Here is a 17,543-nt window from a genome sequence, read left to right on the forward strand (position 1 = left end):
GCCTTTAATTTTAAATCAAAAATGTTGTGAATCCAGTGTTTTTGATGTTAATTATGAAAAGCACAAAAATGCAAGTTGTTTTAACAAGTTGGACAGTATTAACATTTTTTACTGAAAATAGGATTTTTTAAAGGGTTAAAAAGAGCATATTGCATGAAAAAATATTTTATTTTTTTTGATTAAAAACAAAAAACAGTGTTTAAATCTTTTTTAAGCACTATTTTTTTGATCAAAAACAAAAGTAGTTAACTAGATTAACAAAAAAAGTGTTTCATTTTTCTAATCTCAAATCTATTAGAAAATTTTTTTTATTTTTTTTTAGGATTATTTATCAAATCTTGAAATTCCGATATTTTTCATTTTTTTTATTTAAAATTCTGCAATCACAAATCAATTCAGAATAAAAAACTATAAATGCACAATAATTCAAAATTTTATATTATAAAGACATAACTTCTAATTGTATTTTTTATTGTTAGAATAATGCAATAGTTAGAAAAACATTATGTAATATTTGGAATTGTCCAACAGAATTATCTACTTGCAAATGTTTTAGACGCAAAACATAACACAAGTCTAATCCCCTTTACAACTAATATTATTATGTCAAAATTTAATTTGTCAAGCAAATTTATCCTCGGCTTAGGCCTTGCAGGTTCATTAACGTTTTTTGGATGTGAAACAGCCGAAAAACAAGCGATTGTAGAATTAGAACAAACAACAGATAAAGTAAGCTCAGAAGAGTTTATTAAACATCAGTTTATTGTAGTTCTTAAAGACGGTACTTTCGGACAAAAGTTAGGAAAAGTAGCTGTTGCTCCAGTATCAAGTAGAGAAACAAATCTCAAAAACTTTGAAGCAAAACAAGAAGCTCTTACAGCATCTGTAAACGAAATGGTAGCTCAATTTGGTGTAGAGCCAGAAGCTATTGAGTTTGTATATGGTGACGCTCTTTTAGGCTTCGCAGGTACATTTACAGATGATCAAATTAAAGCTATTGGAAATGATTCTCGTGTAGAATATGTAGAGCAAGATCAAGTAATGCGTATTTCAGACGGATTTGCAGATGATGGCAAAAGTGGAACAAATACAGTTTCAAGAACAGAAGCACAATCTACTCCTTGGGGAATCTCTCGTGTAGGATACGGAAACTATGCAGGTGGTGCTCGTTGGGCGTGGGTTATCGATTCTGGAATTGATGGTTCTCACCCTGATTTGACAGTTGATACACAGTTCAGTCGTTCTTTTGTAAGTGGATACTCTGGTACTCAAGATGGAAATGGACACGGAACACACGTAGGTGGTACAATTGCAGCTAAAAATAATTCTATCGGAGTTGTTGGTGTAGCAGCAGGTGCAACACTTGTTTCTTGTCGTGTATTTGCTGGAAATAGTGGATCTAACTCAGCAGTTATTTCAGCAGTAAATTATGTAAAAGCAAATGCTTATGCTGATGATGTTGCAAATATGAGTCTTGGTGGTGGTCGTTCTACTACATTAGATAACGCTATATCAAGTGCAGCTAATGCAGGTGTTTATTTTGCTTTAGCAGCAGGTAACGAAGCTCAAAATGCTAATAACGTTTCTCCTGCTCGTGTTAATGGTAATCGTATCTTAACTGTTTCTGCAATGGACATTAATAGTCGTTATGCTAGTTTCTCTAACTATGCTAATCCTCCAATTGATGTTTGTGCTCCAGGTGTAAGTATCAACTCTACTTGGACTGGTGGAGGATACCGTTCAATCAGTGGTACTTCAATGGCAACTCCTCACGTAGCTGGTATCTTACTTATCAATGGTGGTACAGTTAATACACAAGGAAATGTTCAGAATGACCCAGACGGAAATGCTGATCCAATTGCTAAAAAGTAATTAAAAAGCAAAAGAAGTCAAGTAAAATATCTTGATTGAATAGATAGAAGATTAAAAAACCTATTTCTTAATTGAAATAGGTTTTTTTTGTACTACTAATTTTTTCTATAAAAATAAAAAACCTCTTCCACGAATACCAACTAGCCAAACTGATGAGGAAATAGGTCTTGGACTAGATAAGTCATCAAAGAAATATTCTCTTGCTACAAAAAACTCAGCCTTTCCTTTAAGTCCTCTAAAATCAAATCCTGATTCTATTCTATAATTAAATTTGAAGTTTTCTCCTCCTTTTTCTTTTACTTTGTTAGAGAAAATGGCTGTATTGACCCAAGAACGATTATAAAAACCCCAAGCATTTTTTTCTTTTTTACTGAGCTTAATATCAATTCTGCCACCCAATAGAACCATTCCACTCATATAATCCCAACTTTGTTGTTCTGTAAAACGAGGAAACCGAGAATCTTCTGAAACAGTGTAATATTCTGCTCGTCCCCAAATATTTGTTGTGATTTTAGGAGAAAGGTTTATTTTATCGCTTGTAGCTTCTACGTGTAAGCCATTCAAAATAGCTACCCTTGAGGTAGGTTGATAACCAATTCTTGAAGTAGTATCATTGGGAGGCGAGTCACTATCTATTTCGTGTCTTGATTTGTGAGTAAAGCCAATATTCCAAGTAAAATTTTTCTTTTTATTGAAATAAGCAAAACTTTCTTGTAAAATAATTCCACGAGGGTTAAAAGCAATATTATTGTAAATATTTGCATTTACTTCAATGGAGGATAAAAAAACAATTGAATGCAAACCAACATCATTCTTTTTAGATTTCCAACGCACAATATCCAACAGTCCACAAACCTGAGCATTCCAACCTTGAGAGTTTTCAGTAGAACTAAAACCCCGAGAATTATGTCCTGCAAAATTAGTAACTGCAAAATATGTTTTTTCAGTAGAATGAGTTGCTGTTGTATCTAGAAAGGGTAAAGCCTGAAAGTTTCGCATTACATGAGCTTGTGAAAATGCAAAAAATGGCAACAGAATAAAATAGAAAAGGAAAAGATATTTTTTCATAGTTGTTGAAATAGAAAACCCTAAGAATCTTAAAGACTCTTAGGATTTAGACTAAAGTTTGAATAAAAATCAAATTATTAATACGCTCTAGCAAACAAAACACGTTCTTTTGAAGGTTTTCCAGTCAAAATACATGTTCCATCTTCTTGTGGATTGTTTAAAGGAATGCAACGAATGGTTGCCTTTGTTTTGTCTTTAATTTGTTCTTCTGTTTCAGCAGTTCCGTCCCAGTGTGCAGAAACAAAACCACCAGCATCAAGAGCTTTTTCAAATTCTTCCCAAGTATTTACATAGGTTGTATTTGAAGTTCTGAACATTAAAGCTTTGTCATGAATATTTTGCTGAATGTCTTTCAAAAGTTGTTCTATTTTTTCGCCTACATTCTCTAGCTCCCAAGACATTTTTTCTTTTGTATCTCTACGAGCAACTTCTATTGTACCATTTTCTACATCACGCATTCCAATCGCCAAACGAACAGGCACACCTTTCAATTCCCATTCTGCAAACTTAAATCCTGGACGGAAAGAATCTCTATCATCCAACTTTAAAGAAATATTTGCAGCTTTTAGGTCGTGCATAAGAGGAATTAAAGCTCTTTTTATTTCCTTTAAATCATCTTCATTTTTATAAATAGGAACAATAACAACCTGAATAGGAGCTAATTTTGGAGGTAGAACCAAACCTTCATCATCGGAGTGAGCCATAATAAGCGCACCCATAAGACGAGTAGAAACTCCCCAAGAAGTTCCCCAAACATAATCTAATTTATTGTCTTTTGCAGCAAATTTCACATCAAATGCTTTTGCAAAATTTTGTCCCAAAAAGTGAGACGTTCCTGCTTGAAGTGCCTTTCCATCTTGCATCAAGGCTTCAATACAATAAGTTTCTTCTGCACCTGCAAAACGTTCTGATTCTGTTTTTAAACCTTTAACAACAGGCATTGCCATATAATTCTCTGCAAAGTCAGCATATACATTTACCATTTGCTCTGTTTCTTCGATAGCTTCTTGACGGGTAGCATGTGCCGTGTGTCCTTCTTGCCACAAAAATTCGGCAGTACGCAAAAACAAGCGAGTACGCATTTCCCAACGTACAACGTTTGCCCATTGATTAATCAAAAGAGGTAAATCTCTATAAGACTGAATCCATCCTTTATAAGTATTCCAAATAACAGCTTCACTTGTCGGACGAACGATGAGTTCTTCTTCTAACTTTGCATCTGGGTCTACCATTAATTTTCCTGCTTTGTCAGGGTCATTTTTTAGACGATAATGCGTAACGATAGCACATTCTTTGGCAAAACCTTCAGCATTTTTTTCTTCGGCTTCAAACAAACTTTTGGGAACAAAAAGAGGAAAGTATGCATTGCTATGTCCTGTTTCTTTAAATTTATCATCTAAAATACGTTGCATTTTTTCCCAAATAGCAAAACCATAGGGTTTGATAACCATACAACCACGAACGGCTGAATGTTCTGCTAAATCTGCTTGTTTTACGAGTTCGTTGTACCACGCTGAATAATCTTCTTTACGTGTAGGAAGTCCTTTTGCCATAAGAAAAAGTAATAAATAGTTATCTTAATTGGTTTAATTTCTGTTTAATTCACAAAGGTAAAATTTTTGAGCATAAAATAATACTTGAATAGCTATTCATAAGAATATAAATCTTATTATTTTTTTTGAGACAAAATTGACACTCTATTAATGTGATTCTAGAAAATTAAAATTATTAATATAATAAACCTTATCACAATTTGTATTAAAGTAGTTTATACTTCTAGTTTGAACATCAAAAACAGTATTTTATTAAATTCAACAGTCTGGAAGACTGTTATACAAAAATAAACGTGATAATCTTTAATATAGACTCAGATATATCTTCAGTAAAATATCGACAACGATAAAAACGATAAAAGAAATAGAGAATAATAGTAAAAATAGGGTCAGATAAAAACAACTTCATTTTTGATAAAAATTATACCCTTTCAATTTCCAATTTTTCAAGATGAAAATTCCTGTTTCCTTCAACGATAAGTCTTTGAATATGTGATGTCATACTTCTAGATTTACTTTTGACATGGATAGGAAGCTGAGTCGAACCAGTTGCTAATTTTAATGAATCAACAAGTGAAGTCAGATTTTGAAAAATTTCTTGTGGAAAACTAAAGTGTAGTTTTCTTTCTTTTTCTTCTACTTTATAATAAATTGAGCAGGATATAAATTCCATATTCCCCCATTCATTTAAGTCAATTCTATTTATATTTTCTAGTGGTAATGTATAATAATTTGTTCCATAGCTTTCCGAAAAGCCAACTGACTTATTAGTAATATAAAATGTATTACTTTTAAAATATTTATAAACAGATTTTGAACGTTTTCCAAAATACCAATTATGCAGCATTTCAAAAATTTGTAAAACGAAAGTAAATAAAAACGCAAAAATTACTAGAGGAGATTGATACATAAAAAAGAAAATTATTCCGATTGTCCAAGCCATTACTTTAAGAGAAGTAACCAAAGGATGATGAAAGAAATTTTGAATCTTTGATATTTCATTTTGCTTATGAACCCAAGGCTTTTCCTTTACATATTTAGGAATTCTGGACTGACTTTCAGGAGAATGTGGAAGAGCCTGATAAAACAAAATATGCTCTTCTGCTTTCAAATTCATAACAGATGAAGAAGGAAATTTTTCTAATGTTTCAGACTGTTCACAATGTTTACCCTCTAAATAAAGCCATGTATCAACTAAGAAAACAGATTTACAACTTACACAAAAAACAACCTCATCATTTTCTCTAATCAAATCTCCTGTAATTGGGTCTTTTCTATTTTGAGATAAAAACTCTTTGTGTTTATCTTCTATTTTATGAATGTGCATACCGTGCTTTTAGGATATAAGTATAAAATTTGCTTTTCGTTTCTCTATCATTTCTTTTGCTTGATTTATATGTTTTTGTTTGTATAATTTTAATTCTATTGGTTTGGAAAGATGAAAAGCTAAATATTGAAAGGCATCAAGGAAATTTAACCTGTTATGAAAAACAGAAGATAAAGCTACAGATATTTCTCGTTTTTGATTTTCTTTTGAATAAAAAATAGAGATAGAATCTTTTGCTAAGAAGTGAGGAGCTTCTCTAAAAATAATTTTATCTATATTTTTGTAAGGAAAAGTATATTCTACTGTACCATATTTTTCACTAAAACCGATTGTTTGATGAGTAATAAAAAAAGTCTCTCTTTTGAAAAATTTATGAGCTGTTTTTAATCTTTTTCCATAATAATTGTCACGTAAATAAGGCATCGAAACACTCAAAAAAACACTCAAAAGACTTATAAGTGCAATAATGATATAACCATTAAAAGCAGAAGCTACCATCAAACCGAAAAAAAACAGTTGTAAAATTAATATGACTAAACTAAACTTTTCTGAATGAAAAGAAGATAATTTTCTTGATTTATACTTCCATTGTAAAGTTACTTGTAGAGGGATTTTTGGAGTAGGATTTGATTTTATTAATGAATCAGAATTTTCTAAGAAATTATAAAACAAAATCTCATCTCTTAAAATTAGAGTAGATGAAGAAGGAAATTTTTCTAATGTTTCAAACTGCTCACAATGTTTACCCTCTAAATAAAGCCATGTATCAACTAAGAAAACAGATTTACAACTTACACAAAAAACAACCTCATCGTTTTCTCTAATCAAATCTCCTGTAATTGGGTCTTTTCTTTCTTCTGATAAAAACTCTTTGTGTTTATTGCTTTCTATTTTATGAATGTGCATAGGATATTTTTATTGATTTTTCATAATTAGAACGAAAAATAGTAACAAAGAGTTAAAAAAAATTCCTTATCCAAAATGAATTGAATAAGGAACTTTTGAAATACTATATTTTACAAATACAACGAAGGCTAAAGCCTGCACTACATTTAGTTTACACGCTCAAAAATACCTGCAATACCTTGTCCACCACCAATACAAGCAGTAACCATTCCGTATTTTTTGTCTTGTGCTTCCATCTCGTTCATAAGTTGGATAGTAAGTTTTGCTCCAGTACAACCGAGTGGGTGTCCTAATGCAATTGCTCCACCATTTGGATTTACTTTAGACTCATCTAGCTTCAAATCACGAATTACAGCTAAAGATTGTGCTGCAAATGCTTCATTAAGTTCGATTACATCAATATCTTCCAATTTCAAACCTGCTTGTTTTAATGCTTTTGGCACAGCAGCTACAGGACCAATTCCCATAATACGTGGATCAACACCAGCAGAAGTATAAGCCAACATTTTCAAACGAGGTTTCAAACCTAATTCTTCAATCATTTTCTCAGACATAACGATTACAAAAGCTGCACCGTCTGAAGTTTGAGAAGAATTACCAGCCGTAACCGTTCCATCGCTTGCAAAAGCAGGACGAAGACCACCCAAACCTTCCATAGAAGTGTCTGCACGAGGTCCTTCATCTGTATCAACTGTAAATTTACGAGTTTTTTTCTGTCCGTCTTCGTAATAATTTTCTTCTACTTCAACAGGAACAATTTGACTTTTGAATTTTCCTTCTGCAATTGCTTTCAATGCTTTTTTGTGAGAATTTACAGAAAAAGCATCTTGGTCTTCACGAGTGATTTTGTAATCACGAACAATTTCCTCTGCTGTAAGTCCCATAGAAAGCATGTATTCTGGGTGTTCACTTACGATATTCCAGTTTAGAGCTGGTTTGTAACCCATCATTGGAAGAGCAGACATAGATTCTGTTCCACCTGCAATGATACAATCTGCTGTTCCTGCCTGAATACGTGCAGAAGCGAGTCCAATTGCTTCCAAACCTGAACCACAATAACGGTTCAGTACCATTCCTGGCACATTAATCGGTAAAGAAAGAAGAGAAATAAGTCTTCCCATTTGCATTCCTTGCTCTCCCTCTGGTATTGCATTACCAACAATAACATCATCGATGCGTGTTGGGTCAAGATTAGGAATAGATTTTACAAGATGTTTAATTACATCAGCTGCCAAATCATCTGAACGATAGTTTTTAAAACCACCTTTTTTAGCTTTGCCTACTGCGCTGCGAAAGCCTGTTACTATATATGCTGTATTCATGTCAGTTATCAGTAAATAGTTACCAGTAATCAGTTAAAACCAAATAGCTAACAGTTTTCAACTGTTAAAATAAATTACTGGTAACTTATGTTATTTTATATTTTATTAAAAAAAATGTCAATGATTGAAATATAAAATTAGAGTTATAAAAAAAATAGTATTTCATAATTCGTAATTTTTAATTCGTAATTCGTAATTGAATTATTAGTTTCTAAGTGGTTTGCCTTTGAATAAAATGCTATTGATTCTATCCAATGTTTTTTGCTCACCACAAAGAGATAAAAATGCTTCTCTTTCTAAGTCTAAAAGATACTGTTCAGAAACTTGTGCTGCACCTGAAAGATCACCACCAGCAATCACATACGCTAATTTTTTAGCAATTTTGATGTCGTGAGGAGTTGCATAATGTCCGTAAAGCATACCAACTGCACCAGCTGTAAAGGTTGCTAAAGCAGTTTTTCCTTCTACATCAATATTTTGTTGTTGAACAGGTTGAGTATATCCAGAAGCTACCATTTCCATTGCTTTGCGTTTTGCATCAGCTAATAAACGAGAACGATTTAATGTATAATCATCATGCCCACGTAAGAATCCCATTTCTAATGCTTCTTGTGCTGAAGTAGCCACTTTTGCAGTCGCAATATTTAAGAATACATCTTGTAAACGGTTTACTCTAGGGTCGCCAGTTGTGAATGTATTTGCAGTACGACGAATCATTTCTTTCGTTCCTCCCCCAGCAGGGATAAGACCAACACCTACTTCTACAAGTCCCATATAGGTTTCTGTATGTGCCTGAACGTGGTCAGCGTGTAAACAAAGTTCGCAACCACCACCTAAAGCTAATCCAGAAGTTGCAGCAACAACAGGAATAGCCGAATATTTAACACGCATCATTGTGTTTTGGAACTGACGAATCATCATTTCTACTTCGTCAAATTCTTGCTCTAATGAATACATATAAAGCATTGCTAAGTTTGCACCTGCAGAGAAGTTTGGCGCATCATTACCAATTACTAAACTTGTATATTCTTTTTCTGCCAAAGAAATAGCTGTATTGATTCCTTCAATGATTTCGCTACCAATAGCATTCATTTTAGTATGGAATTCTAAACCTAAAACGCCATTTCCTAAATCAAAAATTGTTGTTCCATCGTTACCCCAAACTTTGTTTGTTCCACGAATAGCATCTAAAACAATAAATTCTTCCGTTCCTGGAATTACTTTATAAGATTTTGATTCGATATCAAAATACAATTTTTGACCGTTTTCAGTTTTGAAGAATGAATCTACATTTTTAACCCAGTCAGCTACTTTGTAGCCAGCTTCTTCCATTTTAGCAATAGTTTCTTTTACACCAAGGGCATCCCAAGTAGCAAAAGGACCCATTTCCCAACCAAAACCAGCAGAAACAGCATTATCGACTTGGTAAGTGTGGTCTGCAATTTCAGGAATACGGTTAGAAACATAAGCGAATACATCATAGAATGTAGTACGGAAAAATTCGCCATATTTAGAATCATCATTTAAGAAGATAGCAAAACGTTTGCTCAAATCATCTTCGTCTTTTGCTTTGCCATATACTTTAATGTCTGGCTTTTCAGTAGGCTTATATTCGTAATCATTTAGGTCTAATTCAAGAATAACAGTTTTGCCTTTTTCGTCTTTAGTTTTCTTGAAATATCCTTGTTTGGTTTTGTCTCCGTACCATTTGCGTTTATCCAATTCTTTTACAATGTTTGGCAATTCAAACATTTCTTTACGCTCATCATTTGGTACGTTTTGAGCTACACCATTTGCTACTTTGATAGTTGTATCTAATCCAACTACATCAAGAGTACGGAAAGTTGCTGATTTTGCACGTCCGATGATTGGACCTGTAAGTCTATCTACTTCACCAACAGTAAGACCATATTTTTCTACTGCGTGAAGTCCTGACATAATTGCAAAAACACCAACACGGTTAGCAATAAATGCAGGAGTATCTTTACAAAGAACTGTTTCTTTACCTAAATAAAGGTCGCCATATTGTAAAAGAAAATCTACAATTTCTTGTTTTGTGTCTTTACAAGGAATGATTTCCAAAAGACGCATATAACGTGGAGGATTGAAAAAGTGCATTCCACAGAAATTTTCTTTAAAACCTTGGCTTCTTCCTTCAATAAGCATGTGCATTGGAATACCTGATGTATTTGATGCAATAATTGCATCTTCTCTACGGTATTTTTCTACTCTTTCAAAAAGTTGTTGCTTAATATCAAGTCTTTCAATAACAGCTTCTAAAATCAAGTCACAATCAGCAATCCAATCAAGGTTATCAGTAAGGTTTCCTGTTTTGATACGGCTTGCAAAACTATTGCTATAAAAAGGAGCTGGTTTTGATTTAGTAGCTTCTACTAAAAATTTGTTTACCAAACTATTTCTCCAAAGAAGACTCTTTTCTTGTTTTTCGTCTTTTGGAGCTTCTAAAGGAACGATGTCTAATAAGACAACTTCACAACCGATATTAGCAAAATGGGCAGCAATACGAGAACCCATTACACCAGAACCTAAAATTGCCACTTTGCGAATGTGGCGTTCTGCTGTTTTTTTTGCGCTTTTGCTTTGTTGAGCAGGAGCTTGAGCAACTTGAGTCATAAAATATATAGTTTTGGAGTTAATATAAAATCAATTTCTCTGTTTAAGCAAGTTATACAATTATTTATTGACTAAAAATTTATTATCAAAAAAATAATCTTTTGCATAGCTTACCAAAAACCAAAGATAATAAAAAAAGGTATGCGTGCATAATTTTTTTAAAAAAATTAACTAGCTATTTTATTCTTGTCCTGTCCTCTTTAAACTCTCTATAACTTTGAGAAACAAAACTCTAAAGAGTATTTTTATTTTCTAAGGAATGATAATAAAAGAAAACTGTTAAAAGTAGGCTAAAAGACAATTGAAAAAGGGATTCGTAAATTGAAAGACCTTGAGTTTTATGCTCAAATCCCTATTTTCTGATTATAAACTTGTAAAAGAACTTATAAAAAAAACATCTACCGATTCTGGACTAGAAGTAATGGTCAGATTAAATCTATAAAGAATATCAAACAGGAATTTGTAGTGATAAAAACAAATTGACCAAAAAGGTATTCTAAAACCTCGTAGCATTCCTGAATTATCTTATAGAATGAGAGCATAAAAAATAGTAGCTTATTTTAAAAATTTATCATTCAAAAGGAATCAAATCTACTTCGATATTGACACCCTTAAATTTTTTTTGACCAAGTAAATTATACGAATACTCTGGAACAGCTTTATAAATAATTTCACTTTTGGCTACTACAGTAAGAAAATGGTCGTAGGCTTGAATATCAAAAGAATCTCCTAAAATATTATTAAAAACATTCGAACTACTCAAAACACCAGCTTCAATATGATTTTCTTGTGAATAATCATACAAATCCATTGAAGTAAGAATAGATTCTTTTTCATTGGCGTAATATTTTGCGTGTAATTTGGATTCAATCCGAAGTTCAATGTTAGTAAACTGCTTAAAAAACTCTACATCTTTTACAGCAATATTTTTTATAGGATTTGCTCCACTTTTGGCAAAAAGAACAATTATTTCAAGATTTGGATTAATTAGTTTTACTTGCAAAAGTTTTTTGTAATAAGAATGCAAACGAATATAAGGCGAAATTAGAATTAATCTCTTTTCAGCTTTTTCGATAATTTCTCCTACCTTATGATTGAGGGCATTCCCTGTTAAGAATTTTGGCATACTTCAAAAGTACAAATTTTTATAAACTATGAACCGTTTTTTTAGTTGAATAAGTATAGAAATTTTGCCTAAACATAAACTTTAAATTTCTTTATTTTTTAACCTTCTTTTTTCTTCATTATATGACTGATTTCTTACTCTCATTATTAAAATGGTTTCTGATTACTCCTGTACTTTTTTGTATAGTTGGAACGGTTTGTAGTTTTATTAAATATGAGGCTTGGTGGGTACGTGGTTTTGACTTTCCTCGTATTCAAATGCTTGTTCTCATCCTCTTTTCAGCTTGCTTAGTATATTTTTTTAATGAATATCCAATTGTTCGTTACGTTTTGTGGGCAAGTCTTTTTATTGCTCTTTGTTTTCATTGCTGGGTAATATTTCCTTATTCTCCAATAGCTTCAAAAAACGTAAAAAATGCAGAAAATGTAACAGAAAAAACACTCAAAGTAAGTATTTTGGTTTCCAATGTATTGATGTATAATAGAGAAACAAACAAACTAAAAGTTCTTATAGAAAGAGAAAATCCAGATATTGTTTTTATGGTAGAAACTGACCATTGGTGGGCAGACCAAATGGAATATTTGAAAAAAAAATATCCTTATCATCTCTTAAAACCTATTGATAATACCTATGGACTTTTATTTTATTCTAAAAAAGAACCTACCAAATTAAATTTTAATTATTATGTTCAAGATGATGTCCCTTCTATTGTGGCGACTTTTAAATTAGATAAAAACAGCGAAGAAACTTTTGATTTTTATGGAATTCATCCACGTCCTCCAGCACCAAAAGAAGCAAAGACATCTATTCCTCGTGATGCAGAACTAGTTATGGTAGGAAAAGAAATTGAGAAAAAAGACAACCCTACCATTGTAGCAGGAGATTTTAATGATGTAGCTTGGTCGCATACCTCACGTCTTTTTAGAAGATTAGGAAATTTACTTGACCCACGAATTGGAAGAGGAATGTATAGCACTTTTCATGCTGATTACGCTATCTTGCGTTGGCCTCTTGACCATGTTTTTCATTCTGATGAGTTTCAAATTATTGAAATAAAAAAACTAGAACATGTTGGTTCTGATCATTTTCCTATTTTTATAAATCTAGCCTACATTCCACAAGAAAAACATACCCAAGAAGAACCAGAAGTAGAAAAAGACGATGAAGAAGAAGCAAAAAAAAAGCTCGAAAAGGCGCATTTAGATGATACAAGTTCTTTATAAACTTAATTATTTAATTCTCAATTTCTTTTACTTCACAAATACATCTAAAACCTAACCAAGAAGTAGGATAACGATAACGAATGCGCTCATTAATTGTACTTTGAAGAGGCACATGAATCCAAGAACCACCTTTTGCAATACCTTCTTCTTCTATCATTTCAGCTACATTTCCAATCGTGTGATGAAGCCCTAGAAGTGTCGTAGGTTCTGCATAAGCATAAGCAGTTGGAGGAATTTGAGTAGAATCTCCTCTTTTTTTATTGAGAACTTGACTCAAATTGAAGATAGAAGGAGAAATAATGGAAGTATCAAATCCATATTTCAAATTTTCTTGATTCAATGTATCAATAAAAGATAAAGCAGATTTTTCCCATTCTTTTTCAGTAGGCAAACGGTATTCAAAACGATATTTTTTTTCTCTTGTACTCACAAAATTCTGTGTTGCTATTTCACTTCTCCACTTACAATAATTTTTAGCTTGCTGATGCGAAACTCCCACAACAGGCAAAAAACGATACCCTTCATATTCAAGATAACCCAGTGAAAGCGAAAGTTTGACAGAGTCTAAAAAAGGAACTTCTTTATCCATCCAAACGCCATTAGTAGGAATCTGGTTTTGATAATATTGATAGGAAGAATCCTCTCCCATATAATGCAAGTATTCCAAATAAGACAGATTTACAACTTCCGTTTTGTCCATAAACAAATTATCAATTATCCAAACTGTGTTGGGAGGAGTGGGAAGACTTGGCTTTTCAGCAAGATGACTTTTGACTTTTTGATTCACTTGCTTTTGCCAAGCTCTATAAGGAGAAGAACAAGCAAAAACAGAAAACAGAAAAATGAATAAAGCTAGTTTTTTGATAGACATGAGTCGTTTTTTATAATTTTTATAGGCTAATAAGAAATAAGAACGAAATAAAGCGTTTATAATTATCTTATTCTTGCTGTAACCAATTAAATTTTTCGTCTTTCCAAAAAATCAATTCTGTCAAATTATCACAGTAGGTGTTTCTGCATTAATTATTTCTCCATTACTCAATTCTAGCTCTATGCGAAACTTGACTCCTCTGTACCACTTTTGTAAAGTAAATTTTATGTTAAACTCTAACTCCAAAGGAAAATTATTATCGATAAACCTTTCTCTAGTAACTTCTGATTGCACAAACTCTGTTTTATCCTCATCTTGAGTACGAAAAGGTAAGTCAAAATATGAATTAACTAAACTACCTGCTTCAGTATCTCTATGTAGATCATATACAGTATATATTTTAATTGATTTTGGATAAACCTCTCTTAAATATAAAGTAGACTCACTACAATCTAAAGCGTATCCATATGAGAAAAGTGAAAATGATTTATTTCTGTTTTGATAATAAGCTATTTTACGAGTTTGAAATTTTATAGTAAAACCTTTGTACTTTGTAGTTTCAATTCTAATACTATCCATAAGTTCTTTATCAAATGGAGCTTCGCTATTTCTTGCTATATGTTTTACCTCTAAAACATCAACAATAGCTACTGGACTATTTGTAGTTGGCTCACAAGTACCATAACTTATAGAACAGCTATATAAACTGAATAAAATTCCGATAAAAAAAAGCAAAAGCACTTTTGTAAAGATTCTCATTTTTTAGGTCTAATAAATTCAAAGAAAAATATAATTTTTCATAATACGGAGAAAGATTAACAAATGCGACATGTTTTTTATGATTTTTTCAAAAAAAGTAATTTTAATCTAAAAAATAATTCTTTAAACAATCTTAAAATAAAGCTCTTACTCAATCGTCTTTCTTCAAAACTCGCTTTATTTGTATAATTGTCTAAAAATAAAATTCAACTTTTTTTAAACGTATGTCAAAAATTACTTTTTATACAGCTTTTATAGCTCTGTTTTTTATATTCCACTTTTCCAATTCTATTTTTGCTCAAATAAATCCTCTTTCAGCAGGCGAAGCACTTCAAAAAATAGAACACCTTCAAACAACTGGTAGCATTCTCTACATTGCAGCCCATCCAGATGATGAAAATACACGACTTATAACTCATTTTGCACAGGAAAAAGGCTATCGAACAGCTTATCTTTCTCTCACTCGTGGTGATGGTGGACAAAATTTGATTGGCGAACAAGTAAGAGAAGGACTTGGAATTATTCGTACAAACGAGCTTTTAGCAGCCCGAAATACAGATGGAGGAACACAATTTTTTTCTCGTGCAAATGATTTTGGTTATTCCAAAACACCTGAAGAAACGTTCAATATTTGGGATAAAAAACAAGTGTTAGCAGATGCTGTTTGGGCAATTCGAAAATTTAGACCTGATATTCTCATTACTCGTTTTTCGCCTACTTTAGGGGGAACACACGGACATCATACAGCTTCGGCACAGATTGCAATGGAGGCTTATGATGCAGCAGCAGACCCAAAACAATTTCCAGAACAGTTGAAATATGTAGAGGTTTGGCAAGCAAAACGCATTTTTTGGAATACTTCTTCTTGGTTTTTTAGTAGAAATGGAATGGAAATGAGCAAAGATAGCACAATGACTATCGAAATTGGTGGCTATGATGCTGTTTTAGGAAAATCATATAATGAAATTGCAGCGCAGAGTCGTTCACAACACAAAAGTCAAGGTTTTGGAAGTGCTGGTTTTAGAGGTCAGCAAACTGAATATTTACAGATTTTGAAGGGTGATTTACCAGAAAAAAATGCTTTTAAAGGAGTTACAACAGATTGGAGTAGAATCAAAGGAAGTGAGAAATTTGTGACTTTAATTCAAAAGTTAAAAAAAGAATACAATCCAGCAAAACCACAAAATTCATTCAATTTGGTTATCGAAGCCTATAAAGAAGTAAATAAATTAGAAAAAAATCCGATTACAGAAAATGCAAAGAAAATTCTTACAGAGCTTATTTTCACAACAGGGGGACTTTTTGCAGAAGCTATTACAGATAATTCGCAAGTAGCAAATGGAGATTCTTTGAAAATGGAATTGAATTTTATTAAACGTTTTGATGTCCCTATTGAAGTTACGACAGTAATGTTACTTACTGAAAATCTACAAGGAAAAACTGATTTACAGCCATTTCATTTTAATGCCTATAATACGTCTATCAAAACGAATGAACTCAATACTTTTTCTAAAACAATTCAAGTAGAAAATATAAAAAATTCGAATCCATATTGGCTCAATGAAAATCAAACAACAGGAATGTATTCAGTTGATAATCAAGAGTTAAGAGGTTTACCAAGCAACCCTGCAAATCTTAAATTAAGTGTTACTTTAAAAGTAGAAAATCAAGAATTGAGTTTTGATTTGCCTATTCAACATAAATATACTGACCCAGTAAAAGGAGAAAAATATGCACCTTTGTTAGTTGTACCAAAAGTTACAGCTCGTTTTTTAGATGATGTGATAATTTTTGCAGACAATAAACCTAAAAAAGTGAAGCTAGAATTACTTTCAAATACTGATAACTCTGTTTTTGGAAAAATAAATATCGTTTCAGAAAAACAAAGTCCACAAGCAGTAGAAGCAAAGCAAATTTATTTTACGCCTTCCCCTTCAAATGCAGATTTTTCTTTTACCAAAAAAGGAGAAACTAAAATCATAGAAATTGAAATTACTCCTCCTACAACAAATCAAAATAATGCGTTTTTAGTAGAATTAAATTATAATGAGGAAGAAGGAAAAATAAGTAAAACCGAATTTGCTAAATCAATGGAAAAAATTGATTATGACCATATTCCCTATCAAGCGATGTTTCCGAATGCAAAAGTTCGTTTGATGCGTGCCGAATTAGAGAAAAAAGGAGAACGAATAGGTTATATTTTAGGTGCTGGTGATTATGTACCAAAGGCATTAGAACAAATTGGTTATCAAGTAGATATTATTGAAGCCAAAAATTTGGGAACAACCGATTTATCCGTCTATGATGCTGTCTTGACAGGAATTCGTGCTTTTAATATTCAAGAAGAATTAGCTATTTATCTTCCAAAACTACACAAATATGTAGAAGACGGAGGAAACTTGATTGTTCAATACAATACATCTCACAGATTGGTAAGCAACGAAATTGGAGTTTATCCGTTTCATATTTCTAGAGAGCGAGTAACTCAAGAAGATGCTCCAGTAGTTTTCGAACTTCCTAACCATCCCGTTTTGAATACTCCAAACAAGATTACTCCTTTAGACTTTGAAGGCTGGACACAAGAACGAGGACTTTATTTTGCTGATACGTGGGACGAACATTTTGAAGCTCCAATTAGTAGTTTTGATACAGGAGAAGAAGCTCAAAAAGGAAGTATTTTGATTGCTAAATACGGAAAAGGAAATTTTGCTTATACAGGAATTTCTTGGTTTAGACAACTTCCAGAAGGTGTAACAGGTGCTTATCGTTTACTTGTTAATCTAATTTCTTTAGAAGAAAATAAGTAATTATTGATAGTTTCTGTTGCTTCCTGCTAAGAAAAATAGTATTTTTATCAAGCATTTATCAAAAAAAATTATTTT

General features: G+C 32.2%; 12 protein-coding genes. 3 read left to right on the top strand and 9 right to left on the bottom strand.

Annotated elements, in window-relative coordinates; translation table 11 throughout:
* Positions 1–603: 603 nt before the first annotated feature.
* On the top strand, positions 604–1,872 hold the full coding sequence (locus V9L04_RS21145; RefSeq protein WP_338791919.1) for a S8 family serine peptidase: 1,269 nt from the start codon (positions 604–606) through the stop codon (positions 1,870–1,872).
* A 105-nt stretch (positions 1,873–1,977) separates the two neighbouring features.
* On the opposite strand, the gene V9L04_RS21150 is transcribed toward V9L04_RS21145, so the two are convergent.
* The 7 genes from V9L04_RS21150 to V9L04_RS21180 all read right to left on the bottom strand — a co-directional run bounded on the left by V9L04_RS21150 (position 1,978) and on the right by V9L04_RS21180 (position 11,808).
* Entirely contained in the window at positions 1,978–2,940 is a 963-nt protein-coding gene (locus V9L04_RS21150; protein WP_338791920.1) for a hypothetical protein, read from the bottom strand.
* Positions 2,941–3,017: 77 nt separating this feature from the next.
* Entirely contained in the window at positions 3,018–4,493 is a 1,476-nt protein-coding gene (proS, locus tag V9L04_RS21155) for a proline--tRNA ligase (protein ID WP_338791921.1), read from the bottom strand.
* Positions 4,494–4,914: 421 nt separating this feature from the next.
* Positions 4,915–5,820 carry a hypothetical protein gene (locus tag V9L04_RS21160; protein ID WP_338791922.1) on the bottom strand — a complete coding sequence of 302 codons (906 nt, stop codon included), beginning with the start codon at positions 5,818–5,820 and terminating at the stop codon, positions 4,915–4,917.
* A 9-nt stretch (positions 5,821–5,829) separates the two neighbouring features.
* Positions 5,830–6,726 (bottom strand): hypothetical protein, encoded by an 897-nt coding sequence (locus V9L04_RS21165; RefSeq protein ID WP_338791923.1) that lies wholly within the window; start codon positions 6,724–6,726, stop codon positions 5,830–5,832.
* Between the two features lie 146 nt (positions 6,727–6,872).
* Positions 6,873–8,048: an acetyl-CoA C-acyltransferase gene (locus V9L04_RS21170; protein ID WP_338791924.1), complete on the bottom strand. Its 1,176-nt coding sequence runs from the start codon at positions 8,046–8,048 to the stop codon at positions 6,873–6,875.
* Positions 8,049–8,252: 204 nt separating this feature from the next.
* A complete protein-coding gene (locus tag V9L04_RS21175; protein WP_338791925.1) occupies positions 8,253–10,682 on the bottom strand; it encodes a 3-hydroxyacyl-CoA dehydrogenase/enoyl-CoA hydratase family protein in 2,430 nt (809 codons plus the stop codon).
* 571 nt (positions 10,683–11,253) lie between these two features.
* Positions 11,254–11,808: a hypothetical protein gene (locus V9L04_RS21180; protein ID WP_338791926.1), complete on the bottom strand. Its 555-nt coding sequence runs from the start codon at positions 11,806–11,808 to the stop codon at positions 11,254–11,256.
* Positions 11,809–11,930: 122 nt separating this feature from the next.
* On the opposite strand from V9L04_RS21180, the gene V9L04_RS21185 reads away from it, so the two are divergent.
* Complete coding sequence (locus V9L04_RS21185; protein WP_338791927.1) at positions 11,931–13,031, top strand: endonuclease/exonuclease/phosphatase family protein; 1,101 nt, start codon at positions 11,931–11,933, stop codon at positions 13,029–13,031.
* A 10-nt stretch (positions 13,032–13,041) separates the two neighbouring features.
* Here the strand turns inward: V9L04_RS21185 and V9L04_RS21190 are convergent, their stop codons facing one another.
* Together V9L04_RS21190 and V9L04_RS21195 are read right to left on the bottom strand one after the other, a co-directional pair.
* Positions 13,042–13,902 carry an SUMF1/EgtB/PvdO family nonheme iron enzyme gene (locus tag V9L04_RS21190; RefSeq protein WP_338791928.1) on the bottom strand — a complete coding sequence of 287 codons (861 nt, stop codon included), beginning with the start codon at positions 13,900–13,902 and terminating at the stop codon, positions 13,042–13,044.
* A gap of 120 nt (positions 13,903–14,022) precedes the next feature.
* Positions 14,023–14,661, bottom strand: a complete 639-nt coding sequence (locus tag V9L04_RS21195; protein ID WP_338791929.1) for a hypothetical protein — start codon at positions 14,659–14,661, stop codon at positions 14,023–14,025.
* A 224-nt stretch (positions 14,662–14,885) separates the two neighbouring features.
* On the opposite strand from V9L04_RS21195, the gene V9L04_RS21200 reads away from it, so the two are divergent.
* A complete protein-coding gene (locus tag V9L04_RS21200) occupies positions 14,886–17,468 on the top strand; it encodes a PIG-L family deacetylase (RefSeq protein WP_338791930.1) in 2,583 nt (860 codons plus the stop codon).
* The last annotated feature ends 75 nt before the right edge of the window (positions 17,469–17,543 follow it).

Source organism: Bernardetia sp. MNP-M8, assembly GCF_037126285.1.
Taxonomy (GTDB): Bacteria; Bacteroidota; Bacteroidia; order Cytophagales; family Bernardetiaceae; genus Bernardetia.

Coding starts and splice junctions, on each gene's coding strand:
- V9L04_RS21145 (WP_338791919.1), top strand. CDS start 604: ATGTCAAAATTTAATTTGTCAAGCAAATTTATCCTCGGCTTAGGCCTT.
- V9L04_RS21150 (WP_338791920.1), bottom strand. CDS start 2,940: ATGAAAAAATATCTTTTCCTTTTCTATTTTATTCTGTTGCCATTTTTT.
- proS (WP_338791921.1), bottom strand. CDS start 4,493: ATGGCAAAAGGACTTCCTACACGTAAAGAAGATTATTCAGCGTGGTAC.
- V9L04_RS21160 (WP_338791922.1), bottom strand. CDS start 5,820: ATGCACATTCATAAAATAGAAGATAAACACAAAGAGTTTTTATCTCAA.
- V9L04_RS21165 (WP_338791923.1), bottom strand. CDS start 6,726: ATGCACATTCATAAAATAGAAAGCAATAAACACAAAGAGTTTTTATCA.
- V9L04_RS21170 (WP_338791924.1), bottom strand. CDS start 8,048: ATGAATACAGCATATATAGTAACAGGCTTTCGCAGCGCAGTAGGCAAA.
- V9L04_RS21175 (WP_338791925.1), bottom strand. CDS start 10,682: ATGACTCAAGTTGCTCAAGCTCCTGCTCAACAAAGCAAAAGCGCAAAA.
- V9L04_RS21180 (WP_338791926.1), bottom strand. CDS start 11,808: ATGCCAAAATTCTTAACAGGGAATGCCCTCAATCATAAGGTAGGAGAA.
- V9L04_RS21185 (WP_338791927.1), top strand. CDS start 11,931: ATGACTGATTTCTTACTCTCATTATTAAAATGGTTTCTGATTACTCCT.
- V9L04_RS21190 (WP_338791928.1), bottom strand. CDS start 13,902: ATGTCTATCAAAAAACTAGCTTTATTCATTTTTCTGTTTTCTGTTTTT.
- V9L04_RS21195 (WP_338791929.1), bottom strand. CDS start 14,661: ATGAGAATCTTTACAAAAGTGCTTTTGCTTTTTTTTATCGGAATTTTA.
- V9L04_RS21200 (WP_338791930.1), top strand. CDS start 14,886: ATGTCAAAAATTACTTTTTATACAGCTTTTATAGCTCTGTTTTTTATA.